This is a genomic window from Delftia acidovorans NBRC 14950, from assembly GCF_001598795.1.
GTDB lineage: Bacteria > Pseudomonadota > Gammaproteobacteria > Burkholderiales > Burkholderiaceae_C > Comamonas > Comamonas acidovorans.
In genome coordinates, this window is the sequence record NZ_BCZP01000001.1 from 584332 (window position 1) to 602630 (window position 18299).

Below are 18299 nucleotides of genomic sequence, written 5' to 3' on the forward strand. Positions count from 1 at the left end.
GATCAATTGATGGCGATTTCGCGCCCGCGCGGCGTTGCGCGCTGGATGGCTCTGGGCCTGCTGGCCGGTGCCCTGGGTGGCTGCTCCACCGTGTCCTCGTGGTTCAGCAGCGACACCAAGCCCAAGCCCCAGGAGCTGGGAGCCAACCCCGGCCTGCTGGCCGTGCACCAGGCCTGGACCGCCAAGCTCGGCGCCGAAGTGCCGCTGGCCACCGACATCCATGTGCAGGGCGACACGCTGCTGATCGCTGCCAAGGACGGCAGCGTCACGGCCCTCGATGCACGCAACGGCAGCCAGCTGTCGCGCTTCACCGTGGGCGAGCCGCTGACCGCGGGCGTGGGCGGTGACGCCGAGCGCCAGGCCGTGCTCACGCGCAGCAACCAGGTCATCGTCTACTCGCAAGGCAAGCAGCTGTGGAAGCAGCCGCTGCCCGCAGCCGCCTACACGCCGCCGCTGGTGGCGGGAGGCCGCGTCTTCGTGCTGGCAGCCGACCGCTCGCTGGCCGCTTTCGATGCCGCCAACGGCCGCAAGCTGTGGACCGCACAGCGCCCGGGCGAGCCCCTGGTGCTGCGCCAGCCCGGCGTGCTGATCGCCGTGGGCAACACGCTGGTGGCCGGCCTGTCGGGCCGCATGGTGGGTATCGATCCCGACACCGGCGCCGTGCGCTGGGAAGCCCCTCTGGCCAGCCCGCGCGGCACCAATGACGTGGAGCGCCTGGTGGACCTCGTGGGCCGCGTCAGCCGTGTCGGTGACAGTGTCTGCGCGCGTGCCTTCCAGGCTGCCATGGGCTGTGTGGATACGCAAAACGCATCGGTGCGCTGGACCCAGCCGTCCAAGGGCGCCGATGGCATCGACGGTGATGGTGATGCCGTGTTCGGCGCCGAGAGCAATGGCACCGTCCAGGCCTGGCGCCGCGGCGACGGCTCGCGCCTGTGGTCCATCGACCAGCTGCAGCACCGCCGCCTGACGGCGCCGTTGATGCTGGGCCGCTCGGTGGTGTTTGGTGATGACTATGGTGTGGTGCACCTGCTGTCCAAGACGGACGGACAGGCGCTGGCACGATTGAAGACGGACGACTCCGGCGTGGCCTCGCCCCCGGTATCGGCTGCCAATACGCTGGTGGTGGTAAGCCGCAGCGGAACTGTGTACGGCTTCAGGCCGGATTGATAGGTATTTTCGGGAATGAAGCCAGTTATTGCCCTGGTAGGGCGACCCAATGTGGGCAAATCGACGCTGTTCAATCGGCTGACCAAGTCGAGGGATGCAATCGTCGCGGATTTCGCGGGCCTCACGCGTGACCGCCACTATGGACAGGGCCGCCAGGGTAAGCACGAGTACATCGTGATCGATACCGGCGGTTTTGAGCCAGATGCATCCAGCGGCATCTTCAAGGAGATGGCGCGCCAGACGCAGCAGGCTGTTGCCGAGGCTGACGTCGTGGTCTTCGTTGTCGATGCGCGCCTGGGCATGTCCGCCCAGGACCACGACATCGCCAAGTACCTGCGCCGGCTGGGCAAGCCCTGCGTGCTCGTGGCCAACAAGGCCGAGGGCATGAAGGAAGGCGTGCAGCTGACCGAGTTCTACGAACTGGGCCTGGGCGATGTGCTGCCGGTTTCCGCAGCACACGGGCAGGGCGTGCGCGACCTGCTCGACCTGGCCCTGGGCCAGCTCAACCTGCCCGAGCCCGAGGAAGACGACCCCTTCGACGATGTGGCCCAGAAGCCCATCCGCCTCACCGTGGCAGGGCGCCCCAATGTCGGCAAATCCACGCTGATCAACACCTGGCTGGGTGAGGAGCGGCTGGTCGCCTTCGACATGCCGGGCACCACGCGCGACGCCATCTCGGTGCCCTTCGAGCGCGCCGGCCAGAAGTTCGAGCTGATCGACACGGCAGGCCTGCGCCGCAAGGGCCGGGTGTTCGAGGCCATCGAGAAGTTCTCCGTGGTCAAGACGCTGCAGGCTATCGAAAGCGCCAATGTCGTGCTGCTGCTCATCGATGCCACGCAGGGCGTGACCGACCAGGATGCGCACATTGCCGGCTACGTGCTGGAAAGCGGCCGTGCCGTGGTGCTGGCCGTGAACAAATGGGATGCGGTGGACGACTACCAGCGCCAGATGCTGGAGCGCTCGATCGAGACGCGCCTGTCCTTCCTCAAGTTCGCTCCCATGCATTTCATCTCGGCGGAAAGGCGCCAGGGCCTGGGTCCGCTGTGGAACTCCATCATCCAGGCGCACAAGGCTGCCACCTGCAAGATGCCCACGCCGGTGCTCACGCGCCTGCTGATGGAGGCCGTACAGTTCCAGACGCCCAAGAAGACGGGCATCTATCGCCCCAAGATGCGCTATGCGCACCAGGGTGGCATGAACCCTCCGGTCATCGTCATACACGGCAATTCGCTCGAGCATGTGACGGAAGCCTACAAGCGCTTCCTCGAAGGGCGATTCCGGAAGGAATTCAATTTGGTTGGCACGCCGTTGCGGATCGAGTTGAAAACCTCTCATAATCCTTTTGCCGACAAGGACAAGTAACAAGCTACGGGATTTCGGGAAAACCCTTGTGCGAACAAGGGCCCCAAAACACTGTGGTAAGGTGTCGGTTTACAACAACACTCTTCGAACACGGAGAATATCGTGAGCAACAAAGGCCAACTCCTCCAAGACCCGTTCCTGAACGCGCTTCGCCGCGAACATGTTCCGGTGTCCATCTACCTCGTCAACGGCATCAAGCTGCAAGGCCAGATCGAATCCTTCGACCAGTACGTGGTTCTGCTTCGCAACACCGTCACGCAGATGGTTTACAAGCACGCCATCTCCACCATTGTTCCCGGCCGCGCCGTGAACTTCTCCACGGCCGAAGCTGCCGGCAGCGACGCCAGCGCTTGAGCTCGCTGCGCCCTGATGCCTCCCCGCACCGCCGGGGAGCTTCCTCACCCTTCGGGAGAGGTTTTTCTTGAGTTCTGAATCTTTTGACCGGTCCACGCCAACGCCAGTGCTGCTGGTGGGCGTGGATTTCGGCTTTCCCCATTTCGATGGCGAGTTGGAAGAGCTGGGCCTGCTGGCCGGCACGGCCGGCCTGCGTCCCGTTGCACGCCTGACCTGCAAGCGCAAGGTGCCCGACGCGGCGCTGTTCGTGGGCAGCGGCAAGGCCGACGAAATCCGCATGCTCGCCCAGATGCACGGTGCCCAGGAAGTGCTGTTCGACCAGGCCCTGAGCCCGGCCCAGCAGCGCAACCTGGAACGCCATCTGCAGATGCCGGTCAACGACCGCACTTTGCTTATCCTGGAGATCTTCGCCCAGCGCGCGCGCAGCCATGAAGGCAAGCTGCAGGTGGAGCTGGCGCGCCTGCAATATGTGGCCACGCGCCTCGTGCGGCGCTGGACTCACCTGGAGCGGCAGATGGGCGGCATCGGCGGCCGTGGCGGCCCTGGCGAAAAGCAGATCGAGCTGGACCGCCGCATGATCGACGAGTCGATCAAGCGCACCAAGGAGCGGCTGCAGAAGGTCAAGAAGCAGCGCGCCACGCAGCGTCGGCGGCGCGAGCGCCATGGCATCTTCAATATCTCTCTGGTTGGCTACACCAACGCCGGCAAGTCCACGCTGTTCAATGCGCTGGTCAAGGCGCGCGCCTATGCGGCCGACCAGCTGTTCGCCACGCTGGACACGACCACGCGCCAGCTGTACCTGAATGAAGCCCAGCAATCGGTGTCCCTGTCGGATACCGTGGGGTTCATCCGCGACCTGCCGCACGGCCTGGTCGATGCATTCCAGGCCACGTTGCAGGAGGCGATCGATGCCGATCTTCTGCTGCATGTGGTCGACGCCTCCAATCCGAATTTCCCAGAGCAAATCCAACAAGTCCAGAAAGTTCTGAAGGAAATCGGTGCCCAGGAGGTGCCTCTGGTACTGGTTTTCAACAAATTGGACGCCGTCGATCCGGAGCGGCTTCCAGCGCAGTTGCAGGACCAGTACGAGCTTGACGGGCTGCCTGTTTCACGGGTGTTCGTCAGCGCCCGCTCCGGCGAGGGGCTGCCGCAGCTGCGGCAGTTGCTGGCCGAACATGCGCTGCGCGCGGAGGCGGAACACGCCGAAGCGCACGGTGGTAATGAGCGGGATCAGGAGGAGGTGGATGGCGCGATGCCCCCTGGGCAGGACGCCGAATACTAGGGGCTAGCGCCCTGATTGGGCAAAATGCCGATTGGGTCCCTGTCTTTACCGAAGAAACCGAGACTTCTCGCATGAATCTTTCACAACGCGCCCATCGCTGGGCGATGCTGCCGCAGCGCCTTCGCGGGATGTTCAACCTGAATGATCCGCGATGGGGACGTGGCGACGACAAGAACGACGATGCTTCGCGCCCCGATGCCGACCGTCCCGCGCCGCCGCCCCCGCCTGCGGAGCCTGCACGCGACAACCGCGACAGCCGTGACAACCGCCCCTCGTCGGGCGGTGGCCAGCCGCCTGATCTGGATGAGCTGTGGCGCGACCTCAACCGCAAGCTCTCGGGCCTGTTCGGCGGCAAGCCGGGCGGCGGCCGTGGCCAGCCGCCCATTCGCAATGGCGGTGGCAGCCAGCCTCCGGACATGCGCAGCGCCGGCATGGGCGTGGGCCTGATTGCCGGCATTGCCTTCATCATCTGGATGGGCACGGGCATCTTCATCGTCCAGGAAGGCCAGCAGGCCGTCATCACCCAGTTCGGCAAGTACAAGAGCACGGTGGGCGCCGGCATCAACTGGCGGCTGCCGTACCCGATCCAGCGCCATGAACTGGTCTTCGTGACGCAGATCCGCTCGGCCGACGTGGGGCGCGACACCATCATCAAGAGCACGGGCCTGCGCGAGTCGGCCATGCTCACCGAGGACGAGAACATCGTCGAGATCAAGTTCGCCGTCCAGTACCGCCTGAGCGACGCGCGCGCCTGGCTGTTCGAGAGCAAAAACCCGTCCGAGGCCGTGGTCCAGGCCGCAGAGACTGCCGTGCGCGAAGTCGTCGGCAAGATGAAGATGGACACGGCGCTGGCCGAGGAGCGCGACCAGATCGCCCCGCGCGTGCGCGACCTGATGCAGACCATCCTGGACCGCTACAAGGTGGGCGTGGAAGTCGTGGGCATCAACCTGCAGCAAGGCGGCGTGCGTCCGCCCGAGCAGGTTCAGGCCGCCTTCGACGACGTGCTGCGTGCCGGCCAGGAGCGTGAGCGTGCCAAGAACGAAGCGCAGGCCTACGCCAACGACGTGGTGCCGCGCGCAGCCGGCTCGGCAGCGCGCCTGCTGGAAGAGTCCAACGGCTACAAGGCCCGCATCGTGGCCCAGGCCCAGGGTGATGCGCAGCGCTTCAGTTCGGTGTTCACCGAGTACCAGAAGGCGCCCCAGGTCACGCGCGACCGCATGTACCTGGAAACCATGCAGCAGATCTACGGCAACGTGACCAAGGTGCTGGTTGAATCGCGCCAGGGCTCCAACCTGCTGTACCTGCCGCTGGACAAGATCATGCAAGGCGTGAGCGGCAATGTGCCGGCAGCCGACAGCTCGGCGGCCCCCAGCACCCAGGCGCCTGCGCCTGCCGCCATTCCCGGCCTTTCGAACGATGCGCGCAGCCGCGACAGCAGTCGCAGCCGTGACCGCGAAGCACGCTGAGGAGCAGCCCAAGTGAACCGAGTTGGATTTTTCATCACCAGCATTCTTCTGGCGCTCGCGCTGCTCAGCTCCATGCTGTTCGTCGTCGATCAGCGCCAGTTCGGCGTGGTCTATGCCCTGGGTCAGATCAAGGAAGTGATCACCGAGCCGGGCCTGAACATCAAGATGCCGCCGCCGTTCCAGAACGTGCGCTACATCGACAAGCGCCTGCTCACGCTGGACAGCACCGACACCGAGCCCATGCTCACTGCCGAAAAGCAGCGCGTGGTCATCGACTGGTACGTGCGCTGGCGCATCTCCGATCCGTCGGAGTACATCCGCAATGTGGGCCTTGACGAGTCGGCTGGCGCCATGCAGCTCAACCGCGTGGTGCGCAATGCCTTCCAGGAGGAAATCAACCGCCGCACCGTGCGCGAACTGCTGTCCAGCAAGCGCGATGCGCTGATGAACGACGTCAAGCGCGAAGTGCTGGAGACCGTGCGCGGCGCCAAGCCCTGGGGCGTGGACGTGGTCGATGTGCGCATCACGCGCGTGGACTATGCCGAGACGATCACGGAATCGGTCTACCGCCGCATGGAAGCCGAGCGCAAGCGCGTGGCCAACGAGCTGCGCTCCACCGGCGCCGCCGAAGGCGAGAAGATCCGCGCCGAGGCCGATCGCCAGCGCGAGATCACCATCGCCAATGCCTACCGTGATGCCCAGAAGATCAAGGGCGAGGGCGATGCAGAAGCCGCCCGGACCTACGCCGAGGCCTTTGGCAAGGACCCGCAGTTTGCGCAGTTCTACCGCAGCTTGGAGGCCTACAAGGCCAGCTTTGCCAAGAAGAGCGATGTGCTCGTGCTCGATCCTTCGCAGACCGATTTCTTCAAGGCCTACCGCAGTGGTGGAAGCTCTGGAAAATAAGCGCGCCTGAGCGGCAACGCCGCCCGGCCCCTGCACGGCGCCCCTGTTGGGGCGCCGTTTTTTCTTGCGCCGCCGCTGTCGCCCGTGCACCGAATCGATTCGGAATACCGAACACCCGCCGTGGGCCTTGGGTCACCCCCAATTTGGGCTGGCCCGCAACAGCCGGTAGAATCACGTTTTTAACAGCCTCCCCCTTTTCCATGTCTGCTTGGGTCCTGCCGGATCACATCGCCGATGTCTTGCCTTCCGAGGCCCGGCACATCGAAGAATTGCGTCGAGGCCTGCTCGATACAGCGCGTGGCTATGGCTATGAACTGGTCATGCCGCCCATGCTGGAGTACCTCGAATCCCTGCTCACCGGCACAGGGGAGGCGCTGGACCTGCAGACCTGCAAGCTCATCGACCAGCTGACAGGCCGCACCATGGGTCTGCGTGCAGACACCACGCAGCAGGTGGCCCGCATCGATGCCCATCTGCTCAACCGCAAGGGCCTCACGCGCCTGTGCTACTGCGGCCCCGTCGTCCATGCCCGCCCTGACCGCCCCCGCGCCACGCGCGAGCCGCTGCAGTTCGGTGCCGAAATCTACGGCCACCAGGGCATGGAAGCCGACCTGGAGGCACTGCACCTGGCGCTGGACTGCCTGCGCAGCGCAGGCGTCACCAACATCAATGTCGATCTGGCCGATGTGCGCATCGTGCGCAGCCTGCTGGCTGGCGTGATGGTGGACATGCAGGTGCTGCGCGGCGTGCACGCTGCGCTGGCCGCCAAGGATGCGAGCGAGCTCGAGCGCCTCACGCGCGACTTCCCTGCCGCCTCGCGCGAAGGCCTGATGGCCCTGCTGCAGCTGTACGGCGGCATCGAGGTGCTGGACCGCGCCGAGAAGCTGCTGGCCCGCACCGCAGGCGTGCAGCCTCTGCTGGACCAGCTGAGCTGGCTGGCGCAGCGCCTCGAAGGCGTGAGCGTGAGCTTCGATCTGGCCGATCTGCGCGGCTATGCCTACTACAGCGGCACGCGCTTCGCCATCTATGTGCCGGGTGCCAGCGATGCGCTGGTGCGCGGCGGCCGCTATGACGAGGTGGGTGCGGTCTTTGGCCGCAACCGGCCCGCCGCCGGCTTCAGCCTGGACATCAAGCAGCTCGTCGCCGTCGTGCCCGAGCGCCCGCTCAAGGCTGCCATCCGCGCGCCCTGGGGCGACGATCCCCAGGTTGCGGCTGCCATTGCTGCATTGCGCCGGCAGGGCGAGACCGTGGTCTGCGTGCTGCCAGGGCATGAAAGCGAAGTGGACGAATTCCACTGCGACCGCGAGCTCGTGCAGGTTGCCGGGCAGTGGGCCGTGCAAGCCATCTGACGCATTTGTCAATTTCTTCGGATTTCATCGGATTTGAATATGAAAGCTACCAAAGGTCGCAACGTGGTCGTGGTCGGCACCCAGTGGGGTGACGAAGGCAAGGGCAAGCTGGTGGACTGGCTGACCGAAAGCGCCCAGGGCGTGGTCCGCTTCCAGGGTGGCCACAACGCTGGCCACACGCTGGTCATCAACGGCGTGAAGACCGCACTGCACCTGATTCCCAGCGGCATCATGCGCCCCGGCGTGAAGTGCTATATCGGCAACGGCGTGGTGCTCTCTGCCGCCAAGCTGTTCGAGGAAATCGAAGGTCTGGAGAAGGCCGGCGTGCAGGTGCGTGACCGTCTGCGCGTGTCCGAAGCGTGCCCGCTGATCCTGCCTTTCCACTCGGCGCTGGACGTGGCGCGCGAAGCTGCGCGCGAGCAGGGCGGCACCGAGAAGATCGGCACCACCGGCCGTGGCATCGGCCCCGCCTACGAAGACAAGATTGCCCGCCGCGCACTGCGCGTGCAGGACCTCAAGTACCCCGAGCGCTTCGCCACCAAGCTGCGCGAACTGCTGGCCCTGCACAACCACATCCTGGTCAACGTGCTGGGTTCGAAGAACTTCACCTTCGGTGACGCGCTCAAGCCGTACATCAAGGATGGCGAAGTGCAATTCGAAGCGGTGTACGAAGAGGCCATGCGCCATGCCGAGCTGCTCAAGCCCATGATGGCCGATGTCTCCCGCGAGCTGAACGCCGCGCACGCCGAAGGCGCCAACCTGCTGTTCGAAGGCGCGCAGGGCACGCTGCTGGACGTGGACCACGGCACCTACCCCTATGTCACCTCGTCCAACTGCGTCGCCGGCAATGCGGCTGCAGGCTCGGGCGTGGGCCCCGGCATGCTGCACTACATCCTGGGCATCACCAAGGCCTACTGCACCCGCGTGGGCGGCGGTCCTTTCCCCACCGAACTGGATTGGGAAAAGGAAGGCACGCCGGGCTGGCACATGAGCACCGTGGGCGCCGAAAAGGGCGTGACCACCGGCCGCTCGCGCCGCTGCGGCTGGTTTGACGCCGCGCTGCTCAAGCGCAGCGCCCAGGTCAACGGCCTGTCGGGCCTGTGCATCACCAAGCTCGACGTGCTCGACGGCCTGCAGGAACTGCTGCTGTGCGTGGGCTACGAGCTCGATGGCGAGAAGATCGACCTGCTGCCCATGGGCGCCGACGAGATCGCCCGCTGCAAGCCCATCTATGAGTCCATCCCCGGCTGGACCGATTCCACCGTGGGCGTGACCGACTACGACAAGCTGCCGGCCAATGCCCGCCGCTATCTGGAGCGCATCGAGGAAGTGACGGGCGTGCCCATCGCCATGGTTTCGACCAGCCCCGACCGGGATCACACCATCCTGATGCAAAACCCCTACGCCGCCCAGTGAACCACTGGCGGCTGAACCCCAAGATTGAACCAGGAGCCATTCCATGCTGACGGAAGACGGTCAACACCTGTATGTGAGCTACGACGAATACCACGGACTGATCGAAAAGCTCGCGATCAAAGTGCACCAGTCCGGCTGGGAATTCGACACCATTCTCTGCCTGGCCCGTGGCGGCCTGCGTCCCGGTGACATGCTCAGCCGCATCTTCGACAAGCCGCTGGCCATCATGTCCACCAGCTCCTACCGCGCCGAAGCCGGCACGGTGCAGGGCCATCTGGACATCGCGCGCTTCATCACCACGCCCAAGGGCGAGATCGCCGGCCGCGTGCTGCTGGTCGATGACCTGGCCGATTCGGGTCACACGCTGAACGCCGTGATCGCCATGCTCAAGACCAACTACCCGCCGATCACCGAGCTGCGCAGCGCCGTGATCTGGACCAAGGGCCTGTCGGCTTTCACGCCCGACTACTCGGTGGACTACCTGCCGACCAACCCCTGGATCCACCAGCCCTTCGAGCACTACGACACCCTGCGTCCCGAAAAGCTCATGGAGAAGTGGAAGATCTGATCGCCACTGCGCCTTTGGGTGCATGCCAGCGAAGGGAGCCTGTCGGCTCCCTTTTTCGTTGTGGCGGGTATTTCCATGCGCCGTTGTCATGCCTTGATGCAAGTCATGGATTGGCGCGCTTGCCGCGATATCTCGGGCCAACGTCGCGCAAATGTCGGTTTTTTGCACAGCAGCAAAAGCCGATGCCCCAGAGCGTCCGAGGGGCTGATTGGCGCAGCTACACTGCGCAGATTCTCAGAAGGTGGTGCTTTGTGAAACGTCTTTCCGTCGGGCGCTTGAGCGCGGCTGTGGCTTTGGTTGTAGGCGGCGGTGCGCTGGCCTGGCTGGCCGTGGCATCCCTGCCCGGATCCAAATCGGCCCGCGCGGCCTCGGCCACGTCTGCTGCCGTGCAGGCGCAAGCCGCATCGGCCCAGGCGGCCGCCGTTCCTGCCGCGCCTTCCGTTCCCTCGGCTACGGCCGCTCCCGCGGCCCCGGTCGCGCGTGTCACGCCGCCACCGCAGACCCAGGGCCCCACGCCCATCTTTGTGCTCAACTCGCTTGATGCCAACATCAGTATCGTGGACCCGGTCACCTGGCAGGAGACGGCACGCATTCCCACAGGCAAGGAGCCGCATCACCTGTACCTCACGCCGGACGAGAAATCGCTGGTCGTGGCCAATGCGCTGGGCGACACCCTGACCCTGGTCGATCCGCGCACGGGCGAGGTGCAGCGCGTGATCCGCGACATCATCGATCCCTATCACCTGCGCTTCAGCCCGGACATGAAGTGGTTCGTCACGGCGGCCAACCGCCTCAACCACATCGACATCTACCGCTGGGATGGCCAGAACCCGCAGCTGGTCAAGCGCGTGCCCACGGGCAAGACGCCCAGCCATCTCTGGATCGATGCCAAGAGCACGACCATCTATTCCACCATGCAGGACAGCGATGCCCTGGTGGCCATCGACATCGCCACCCAGACCATCAAGGCCCGCGTGCCCACCGGCCCCATGCCGGCCGATCTCTATGGCAGCCCGGACGGCACCAAGCTGTTCATCGGCCTGACCGGCAGCGATGGCGTGGAAGTGTTCGACGTCACCGGCCCCGAGCCGCGCAGCGTGGCCCGCATCAAGACAGCCGCTGGCGCCCACGCCATGCGCGCCGCCGGCGACGGCCGCCACCTGTATGTGAGCAACCGCGTGGCCAACACCATCAGCAAGATCGACATGCAGACCAACCAGGTCGTGGCCAACTACCCGGCACCGGGCGGCCCCGACTGCATGGACGTCTCCGCCGACGGCCGCTACCTGCTGGTCAGCTCGCGCTGGGCGCGCAAGCTGTCGGTGATCGACACCGTGGAAAAGAAGGTGGTCCAGCAGGTCAAGGTCGGCAAGTCGCCGCACGGCGTATGGACGCTGGCCCACGCGCAACGCTGATGGACCGCCGTCTCTTTGCGCAATCGCTGGCCGGTGCGGCGGCTTTCGGCCTGCTGCGCCCCGCGCTGGCGGCAGGGCAGGGCACAGGCTGTGCCAAGACCGTGTATCTGACCTTCGACACGGGCCACATGGGCATTGCCGACCTGGTGGCCGATGTGCTCAAGCGCCATGCGGTGCCAGTGACGTTTTTCGCGGCCAATGAGCCCACCCAGCAAGGCGATGGCAGCCTGGGCGAGACCTGGGCGCCCTGGTGGCGCGCACGCGCTGCCGAAGGCCATGAATTCGCCTCGCACACCTACGACCACATGTACTGGCGCGGTGATCTGCGCGCCTCGAAGAACGGGCCGGTCACGGGTTTTCGCGTGCGCCCCTCGGCAGGGCCTCGCGCCAACGAGAACTTCACGGTCGATGCGGCAGGCTATTGCGACGAGATCCGCCGATCCGCACAGCGGCTGCAGCAGATCACCGGACGCAAGCCTCTGCCGCTGTTCCGTGCGCCCGGCGGCAAGACTTCGCCCGCGCTGCTGGATGCCGCGCGGCAGGGCGGCTATATGCATGTGGGCTGGGCCAGCGCGGGTTTTCTGGGCGATGAGCTGCCCAGCGACCGCTACCCGAATGCGCAGCTGCTGGCCCAGGCGCTCAAGAACATCCGCAGCGGAGACATCCTGCTGGCCCATCTGGGCATCTGGTCACGCAAGGACCCCTGGGCACCGGCCGTGTTGGAACCTTTGGTCACGGGCCTGCTCAAGCAGGGGTTCTGCTTCCGCACGCTGCGGGAGCATCCCGACTATCGGGATTGGGTAGCAAAATTCGCATAGTGTCCGCGCGCGCAGCGCGGCGGGCGATGGGAGCGTGGTGTGGACTGGTGGATTCAGTGGTTCGGTAATGCGCAGCAGCGCCTGTTCGAGGGCGTTGTCCAGCCCCTGCTGTTCGGCCTGGGGCAGGCCAGCCTGCTGGAGGACGCCTATGGCGCCACGGGCTGGCTGCTGGTGGGCCTGCTGCAGATCTTCATCATGGTGGCGGTGATCGCGCCGCTGCAGTACTGGCGGCCCGTCGAGCCCGTCACCGACCGGCGCGCCATCCACGTGGACATCATCTACACCGTGGTCCATCGGCTGGGCCTGTTCCGGCTTGCCCTGTTCTTCACGCTGGACCCGCTGTGGGACGAGCTCATGGGCCGCCTGCATGTCTGGGGGCTGCCGAGCTTTCACCTCGACGGCGTGTGGCCCGGCGTCACCGACCTGGCCTGGGTCAGCCTGATCATCTACCTGCTGGCCTTCGACTTCCTGGACTACTGGATACACCGCGGCCAGCACAGCATCGGCTGGTGGTGGAAGCTGCATGCGCTGCACCACTCGCAGCGCCAGATGACGGTGTGGAGCGACAACCGCAACCACCTGCTCGACGATGTCATCCGCGACACCATCATCGTGCTCGTGGCCCAGCTCATCGGCGTGGCGCCGGGCCAGTTCGTGGCCATCGTGGCCTTCACCCAGCTCAGCGAGAGCTTCCAGCACGCCAACCTGCGCGTCTGGTTCGGCACCATCGGAGAGCGGCTGTGGATCAGCCCCCGCTTTCACCGCCGCCACCACGCCATCGGCATTGGCCACGAGCCCATGGCGCCCGTGCGCAACAAGAAGGCGCATGGCAACAACTTCGGCGTGCTCCTGCCCTGGTGGGACATGCTGTTCGGCACCGCCAACTTCGAGCTGCGCTTCGATCCCACCGGCGTGCGCGACCAGGTCCAGCCCAATGCCCAGGGCCAGCTGCGCGACTACGGCCAGGGCTTTTGGGCCCAGCAATGGCGTGGGTTCCTAAGGTTGATGGGTCGCGCTTGAGGCTGGGCTCGGGGTATGCTTGCCAGCATGGGCTTGCTACTCGATTCCTTCTGGCGTGCGACGGCGTATTGCCTGCATAAGCGGGTGATTGCATGGTCGCTGTTTCCCTTGCTGTTCATGGCCATCACGGCCTGGCTGCTGGGCTATTTCTTCTGGGCCGATGCCGTCGTCTGGACGGAAGGGGTCCTGCAGGGCGTGGGCTGGCTGCACACCGTCTGGTCCTGGATGGGCGTGCAATCGCTGCCCGAGCTGGTGGCGCCGGTGCTGGTCGTGCTCTCGGTCACGCCGGTGCTGGTCGTGGTCTCGCTGCTGCTGGTGGCGCTGTTCATGACGCCGGCCCTGGTCGAGCTGGTGGCCCAGCGGCGTTTTCCCGCGCTGGAGCGCAGGCAGGGCGCCACCCTGGTCGGCAGCCTGGTGTGGTCCGCAGGCTCTTCGCTGATTGCCTTGATCGCGCTGCTGGTGTCGGTGCCGCTGTGGTTCGTGCCGCCCTTGGTGGTGGTGATCCCGCCGCTGATCTGGGGCTGGCTGACCTACCGCGTCATGGCCTTTGACGCGCTTTCTGCCCACGCCAGCAAGCCCGAGCGCCGCAGCCTTTTCCTGCGCCACCGCCTGGCGCTGATGCTCATGGGCGTGGTCTGCGGCTATCTGGGCGCGGCGCCGGCCATTGTCTGGGCCTCCGGCGTGGTCTTTATCGCGGCCTTCTGGATACTGATTCCGGTGGCCATCTGGATCTATGCGCTGATCTTCGCTTTCTCCTCGCTGTGGTTTGCCCACTTCTGCCTGGCCGCGCTGCAGCGCATGCGCGAGGAGGAACCGGCGCTGCCCGACACCCCCATCGTGCCCTACGCTCCCGACGCGCCGCTCGGAGCCGGCGCGGCCTCTCCCCCCTCCACCCCGCAAGAAAAGACCTCATGACCCTTCAAGTAGGCGCACTCATCATCGGAGACGAAATCCTGTCGGGCAAGCGTGCCGACAAGCACCTTCCCAAGCTGATCGAGCTGCTGGGCGCGCGTGGCCTGTCCCTGGCCCATGCCGAGTACGTGGGCGATGACCGGGCGCGCATCACCGATGCCCTGCGCCGCGCCTTCGCATCGCAGGCCGTGGTCTTCAGCTTTGGCGGCATAGGCGCCACCCCCGACGACCACACGCGCCAATGCGCGGCCGAGGCCCTGGGCGTGCCGCTGGCACTGCACCCGGAAGCCGTGGCCCTGATCCGCGAGCGCATGCGCGATGTGGCCACCGAAGAAGGCAAGCCCTACGAACCCCAGCGCGCCGACAACCTGCACCGGCTGCAGATGGGCAACTTCCCCGAAGGCGCGCGCATCATCCCCAACGTCTACAACAAGATCCCGGGCTTTTCCTGCTCGGGCACAGCGGGCACCGTGCACTTCGTGCCCGGTTTCCCTGTCATGGCCTGGCCCATGGTCGAGTGGGTGCTGGAGCAGCGCTATGCCAAGCATTTCCACAGCACGGTGCAGCGGGAGCATTCGGTCATCGTCTACGGCGGCATGGAGGCCACGTTGACGCCGTTGATGGTGGCCATAGAGCGCGACCACCCGGGCGTCAAGGTGTTCAGCCTGCCCAGCGTGGATGATTCCAAGCACGGCCGGCACATAGAACTTGGTGTCAAGGGCGAAGCTGGTGCCGTCACCAAGGCTTGGCCCACGCTGCTGGAAGGTTTGCACTCATTTGGTGCAATTCTTGGCCCTGAATTGGTGCGCAATATCTGATTTACGGGCCGGTCCCTGAATCTGCACCGATTTGGTGAAGATGCCGGGCGGTGGATCGAATGCCGACAGAGGCCTCAATGTCATCCACAAGCCCTTCCCAAGGCGGCAGAATCACGGGGCTGGCGCGCCAAGCAGGTGCCAGTCTGCAGGCATGCACTCAATGGATGCAGCCTGGCACGCAAACTGCTTAAGAGTATTTATCTTTTTTGATCAGCCAGATTGGCAGGAGAGATCTGATGGCAAAGACCGTTGCAGACGTGTTGAACATGGTGAAGGAGAACGAGGTCAAATTCGTGGACCTTCGTTTTACGGACACCCGTGGCAAGGAGCAGCACGTCACGGTGCCGGTGTCGCACTTCGACGAAGACAAGTTCACCTCGGGCCACGCCTTCGACGGCTCGTCGGTGGCAGGCTGGAAGGGCATTGAAGCATCTGACATGCAGCTGATGCCCGATCCCGCTACCGCGAACATCGACCCCTTCTTTGAAGAGACCACGCTGTTCCTGCAGTGCGATGTGATCGAACCCGGTGATGGCAAGGCCTACGACCGCGATCCCCGCTCCGTGGCCAAGCGTGCCGAAGCCTATCTGAAGGCATCGGGCCTGGGCGACACCGCCTACTTCGGACCCGAACCCGAATTCTTCATCTTCGACGGCGTGCGCTGGAACACCGAACCCGGCAGCACCTTCTACGAAATCGAAGAGTACGAAGCACCCTGGAATTCGGGCGCCAAGTTCGAATCCGGCAACCGCGGCCACCGTCCGCGCAACAAGGGCGGCTACTTCCCCGTGCCCCCCGTGGACAGCACCCAGGATCTGCGCGCCGAAATGGTGCTGCTGCTCGAACAGCTGGGCATTCCCGTCGAAGTGTTCCACCACGAAGTGGCTGGCGCCGGCCAGAACGAGATCGGCACCCGCTTCAGCACCCTGGTGGAGCGCGCCGACTGGACACAGGTCATGAAGTACGTGATCTGGAACGTGGCCAACACCTACGGCAAGACCGCCACCTTCATGCCCAAGCCCTATCCGGGCGACAACGGCTCGGGCATGCACGTGCACCAGTCCGTCTGGAAGGATGGCAAGAACCTGTTCGCAGGTGACGGCTACGCCGGCCTGTCCGACTTCGCGCTGTACTACATCGGCGGCATCATCAAGCACGCCCGTGCCCTGAACGCCATCACCAATCCCGGCACCAACAGCTACAAGCGCCTGGTGCCCGGCTTCGAGGCTCCGGTCAAGCTGGCCTACTCGGCCAAGAACCGCTCGGCATCGATCCGCATCCCCTACGTGGCCAACCCCAAGGGCCGCCGCGTCGAGGCACGCTTCCCCGATCCGCTGATGAACCCCTACCTGGGCTTCTCGGCCCTGCTGATGGCAGGTCTGGACGGCGTGGAAAACAAGATCCATCCCGGCGAAGCCGCGACCAAGGATCTGTACCACCTGCCCCCGGAAGAGGACAAGCTGGTGCCCACGGTCTGCCACAGCCTGGACCAGGCCCTGGAAGCGCTGGACGCGGACCGCTCGTTCCTGACCAAGGGCGGCGTGTTCTCGGACAGCATGCTCGATGCCTACATCGAGCTGAAGATGGGCGAAGTGACCCGTTACCGTCAGGCCGTGCATCCGGTCGAGTACGACATGTACTTCTCGCTGTAAGGCGAGTCGGCAAAAAGGCGGCGCAAGCCGCCTTTTTTGCTTTCGGCCAGGACCTGGGTATGCTGGGCGCGGAACCAAAAGGGGTTGGCCCGCTCAAGAAATGACGTCCAGCCCGGAAGATGGAGCGATACTTGCCCGGATAAGCCGGGCCCTTCCGATCTGGCTACCCGAGGGAATGGAATGAAGAAACTGTTTGTGTCACTGCTGCTGCCCCTGCTGTCGGTGGGAGCCTGGTCCCAGGATGTGATCTACCGCTGCGGCAACGAGTACACCAACAACGTCAGCCAGGCCAAGGCCAAGGACTGCAAGCCGGTGGATGGCGGGCATGTGACGGTGATCCATGGCGGCAGCAAGCCGGCGGCCTCGGGCGGCAGCCAGGCACCGCGCACCTCCGCCGCTCCGGCCGCAGGATCGCCCGCTCCGGCCAAGGTCAACAGCAGCGCCCAGAAGGCCCGCGACTCCGACGCGCGGACCATTCTGGAAAGCGAGCTGGCCCGCGCCCAGGAGAAGCTGACACAGCTGCGTCAGGAGTACAACGATGGCAATCCCCAGCGCACCGCATTGGAGTTGCGCAATCCCCAGGGCTATCTGGAACGTGTCGAGCAGCTCAAGAGCAGCATCTCGCGGCAGGAAGGCGATGTCGCCGGCATCCGCCGTGAGCTGGATCGACTTCCCAAGAACTGACGGGCCCGCGCGGCCCACCGGAGCCCGGCCATGATCCAGGACGACCGGCCGGCGCCCCCGGCCTCCTATCAGGCGCTTGACCTGCTGTGCACGCTGATGACCGTGCTCGACGAGCAGGGTGCCGTGCTTTTCGCCAACGCCGCCCTTGAAAACGCACTGGGCCTGTCGCGCCGCATGCTCGAAGGCAGCGAGCTGGCGGCCTGTTTCACCGAGCCTGCCTTGCTGGACAAGGCCTTGCGTGGCGCCCAGGACAACGACTTCGCGGCCCTGCGCTTCGAGGCCAGCCTGCACCGCGTGGGCGGCGATGCGCTGCCCGTGCACGTCACGGTCTCGCTGGCCGAGCGGCCCGGCCATGTGCTGGTCGAGTTCTGGCCGCTGGAGCAGCAGGCCCGCCAGGACCGCGAGGAGCGGCTGCGCGAGCAGGCCCAGGCGCACAAGGAGCTGATCCGCAACCTGGCCCACGAGATCAAGAACCCGCTGGGCGGCATCCGTGGCGCAGCCCAGCTGCTGCAGATGGATCTGGACGCCCCCGAGCTGCGCGAGTACACCGAAGTCATCATCCACGAGGCCGACCGGCTGCAGGCGCTGGTGGATCGGCTGCTGGCGCCGCACCGCCATCCGCATGAGGTGGGCGACGTCAACATCCACGAAGTCTGCGAGCGCGTGCGCTCGCTGGTGCTGGTCGAGCACCCTGCCGGGCTGACCATCACGCGCGACTACGACATTTCCATCCCGGAGTTCCGAGGCGACAGCGCCCAACTGATCCAGGCCGTGCTCAACATCGTCCAGAACGCCGCGCAGGCGCTGCAGGAGCGCATTGCGGCTGGTGATGCCGAGATCATTTTGCGAACGCGCGTGGCCCGGCAGGTAACTTTTGGTCGCCAGCGCTATCGGTTGGCATTGGAATTGCATGTGATCGACAACGGGCCAGGCGTTCCCGATGCCATCAAGGAGCGGATCTTCTATCCGCTGGTATCGGGAAGGGATGGCGGTTCGGGACTGGGGCTGACGCTGGCGCAGACCTTCGTGCAGCGCCACCAGGGGCTGATCGAATGTGAAAGCCAGCCGGGCCGCACGGATTTCCGCATCCTCATTCCCCTGCCTTGAGGCCCA

17 protein-coding genes are annotated in these 18299 nt (G+C 65.3%); all 17 read left to right on the forward strand.

The window, feature by feature from the left end:
- Positions 1 to 9: 9 nt before the first annotated feature.
- The 17 genes from bamB (at position 10) to glnL (ending at position 18293) form a co-directional block, all read left to right on the forward strand.
- On the forward strand, positions 10 to 1167 hold the full coding sequence (gene bamB, locus DA1_RS02555; protein ID WP_034396285.1) for an outer membrane protein assembly factor BamB: 1158 nt from the start codon (positions 10 to 12) through the stop codon (positions 1165 to 1167).
- Between the two features lie 15 nt (positions 1168 to 1182).
- Positions 1183 to 2529: a ribosome biogenesis GTPase Der gene (der, locus tag DA1_RS02560; RefSeq protein ID WP_034396282.1), complete on the forward strand. Its 1347-nt coding sequence runs from the start codon at positions 1183 to 1185 to the stop codon at positions 2527 to 2529.
- A 102-nt stretch (positions 2530 to 2631) separates the two neighbouring features.
- Positions 2632 to 2883, forward strand: a complete 252-nt coding sequence (gene hfq / locus DA1_RS02565) for an RNA chaperone Hfq (protein WP_012206813.1) — start codon at positions 2632 to 2634, stop codon at positions 2881 to 2883.
- A 67-nt stretch (positions 2884 to 2950) separates the two neighbouring features.
- Positions 2951 to 4165, forward strand: a complete 1215-nt coding sequence (gene hflX / locus DA1_RS02570; protein WP_034396280.1) for a GTPase HflX — start codon at positions 2951 to 2953, stop codon at positions 4163 to 4165.
- Between the two features lie 71 nt (positions 4166 to 4236).
- Positions 4237 to 5631, forward strand: coding sequence for an FtsH protease activity modulator HflK (gene hflK / locus DA1_RS02575; protein WP_012206811.1), 1395 nt, complete (start codon positions 4237 to 4239; stop codon positions 5629 to 5631).
- Between the two features lie 12 nt (positions 5632 to 5643).
- Complete coding sequence (hflC, locus tag DA1_RS02580) at positions 5644 to 6534, forward strand: protease modulator HflC (RefSeq protein WP_012206810.1); 891 nt, start codon at positions 5644 to 5646, stop codon at positions 6532 to 6534.
- A gap of 200 nt (positions 6535 to 6734) precedes the next feature.
- Positions 6735 to 7883, forward strand: a complete 1149-nt coding sequence (locus DA1_RS02585; protein ID WP_034396278.1) for an ATP phosphoribosyltransferase regulatory subunit — start codon at positions 6735 to 6737, stop codon at positions 7881 to 7883.
- 39 nt (positions 7884 to 7922) lie between these two features.
- Positions 7923 to 9299 (forward strand): adenylosuccinate synthase, encoded by a 1377-nt coding sequence (locus DA1_RS02590; protein WP_034396276.1) that lies wholly within the window; start codon positions 7923 to 7925, stop codon positions 9297 to 9299.
- 43 nt (positions 9300 to 9342) lie between these two features.
- Complete coding sequence (locus tag DA1_RS02595; protein WP_012206807.1) at positions 9343 to 9867, forward strand: phosphoribosyltransferase; 525 nt, start codon at positions 9343 to 9345, stop codon at positions 9865 to 9867.
- 182 nt (positions 9868 to 10049) lie between these two features.
- On the forward strand, positions 10050 to 11282 hold the full coding sequence (locus tag DA1_RS02600) for a YncE family protein (protein WP_034396274.1): 1233 nt from the start codon (positions 10050 to 10052) through the stop codon (positions 11280 to 11282).
- Complete coding sequence (locus tag DA1_RS02605; RefSeq protein ID WP_013801176.1) at positions 11282 to 12100, forward strand: polysaccharide deacetylase family protein; 819 nt, start codon at positions 11282 to 11284, stop codon at positions 12098 to 12100. The genes DA1_RS02600 and DA1_RS02605 overlap by 1 nt, the downstream gene beginning before the upstream one ends.
- A gap of 39 nt (positions 12101 to 12139) precedes the next feature.
- Positions 12140 to 13120 carry a sterol desaturase family protein gene (locus DA1_RS02610; protein ID WP_012206804.1) on the forward strand — a complete coding sequence of 327 codons (981 nt, stop codon included), beginning with the start codon at positions 12140 to 12142 and terminating at the stop codon, positions 13118 to 13120.
- Between the two features lie 15 nt (positions 13121 to 13135).
- A complete protein-coding gene (locus DA1_RS02615; protein ID WP_034396271.1) occupies positions 13136 to 14035 on the forward strand; it encodes an EI24 domain-containing protein in 900 nt (299 codons plus the stop codon).
- On the forward strand, positions 14032 to 14850 hold the full coding sequence (locus tag DA1_RS02620; RefSeq protein ID WP_034396269.1) for a competence/damage-inducible protein A: 819 nt from the start codon (positions 14032 to 14034) through the stop codon (positions 14848 to 14850). Before DA1_RS02615 ends, DA1_RS02620 begins: the two co-directional genes overlap by 4 nt.
- Positions 14851 to 15086: 236 nt before the next feature.
- Positions 15087 to 16502: a type I glutamate--ammonia ligase gene (gene glnA / locus DA1_RS02625; protein WP_012206801.1), complete on the forward strand. Its 1416-nt coding sequence runs from the start codon at positions 15087 to 15089 to the stop codon at positions 16500 to 16502.
- A gap of 180 nt (positions 16503 to 16682) precedes the next feature.
- On the forward strand, positions 16683 to 17186 hold the full coding sequence (locus tag DA1_RS02630; RefSeq protein ID WP_013801180.1) for a hypothetical protein: 504 nt from the start codon (positions 16683 to 16685) through the stop codon (positions 17184 to 17186).
- Between the two features lie 30 nt (positions 17187 to 17216).
- Positions 17217 to 18293 (forward strand): nitrogen regulation protein NR(II), encoded by a 1077-nt coding sequence (glnL, locus tag DA1_RS02635; protein ID WP_012206799.1) that lies wholly within the window; start codon positions 17217 to 17219, stop codon positions 18291 to 18293.
- Positions 18294 to 18299: the final 6 nt, after the last annotated feature.

What these genes read in the sequence shown, in the direction of transcription:
- bamB (WP_034396285.1), top strand. Translation starts at nt 10, where the DNA reads ATGGCGATTTCGCGCCCGCGCGGCGTTGCGCGCTGGATGGCTCTGGGC.
- der (WP_034396282.1), top strand. Translation starts at nt 1,183, where the DNA reads ATGAAGCCAGTTATTGCCCTGGTAGGGCGACCCAATGTGGGCAAATCG.
- hflK (WP_012206811.1), top strand. Translation starts at nt 4,237, where the DNA reads ATGAATCTTTCACAACGCGCCCATCGCTGGGCGATGCTGCCGCAGCGC.
- DA1_RS02585 (WP_034396278.1), top strand. Translation starts at nt 6,735, where the DNA reads ATGTCTGCTTGGGTCCTGCCGGATCACATCGCCGATGTCTTGCCTTCC.
- DA1_RS02590 (WP_034396276.1), top strand. Translation starts at nt 7,923, where the DNA reads ATGAAAGCTACCAAAGGTCGCAACGTGGTCGTGGTCGGCACCCAGTGG.
- DA1_RS02595 (WP_012206807.1), top strand. Translation starts at nt 9,343, where the DNA reads ATGCTGACGGAAGACGGTCAACACCTGTATGTGAGCTACGACGAATAC.
- DA1_RS02600 (WP_034396274.1), top strand. Translation starts at nt 10,050, where the DNA reads ATGCCCCAGAGCGTCCGAGGGGCTGATTGGCGCAGCTACACTGCGCAG.
- DA1_RS02605 (WP_013801176.1), top strand. Translation starts at nt 11,282, where the DNA reads ATGGACCGCCGTCTCTTTGCGCAATCGCTGGCCGGTGCGGCGGCTTTC.
- DA1_RS02615 (WP_034396271.1), top strand. Translation starts at nt 13,136, where the DNA reads ATGCTTGCCAGCATGGGCTTGCTACTCGATTCCTTCTGGCGTGCGACG.
- DA1_RS02620 (WP_034396269.1), top strand. Translation starts at nt 14,032, where the DNA reads ATGACCCTTCAAGTAGGCGCACTCATCATCGGAGACGAAATCCTGTCG.
- glnA (WP_012206801.1), top strand. Translation starts at nt 15,087, where the DNA reads ATGGCAAAGACCGTTGCAGACGTGTTGAACATGGTGAAGGAGAACGAG.
- DA1_RS02630 (WP_013801180.1), top strand. Translation starts at nt 16,683, where the DNA reads ATGAAGAAACTGTTTGTGTCACTGCTGCTGCCCCTGCTGTCGGTGGGA.
- glnL (WP_012206799.1), top strand. Translation starts at nt 17,217, where the DNA reads ATGATCCAGGACGACCGGCCGGCGCCCCCGGCCTCCTATCAGGCGCTT.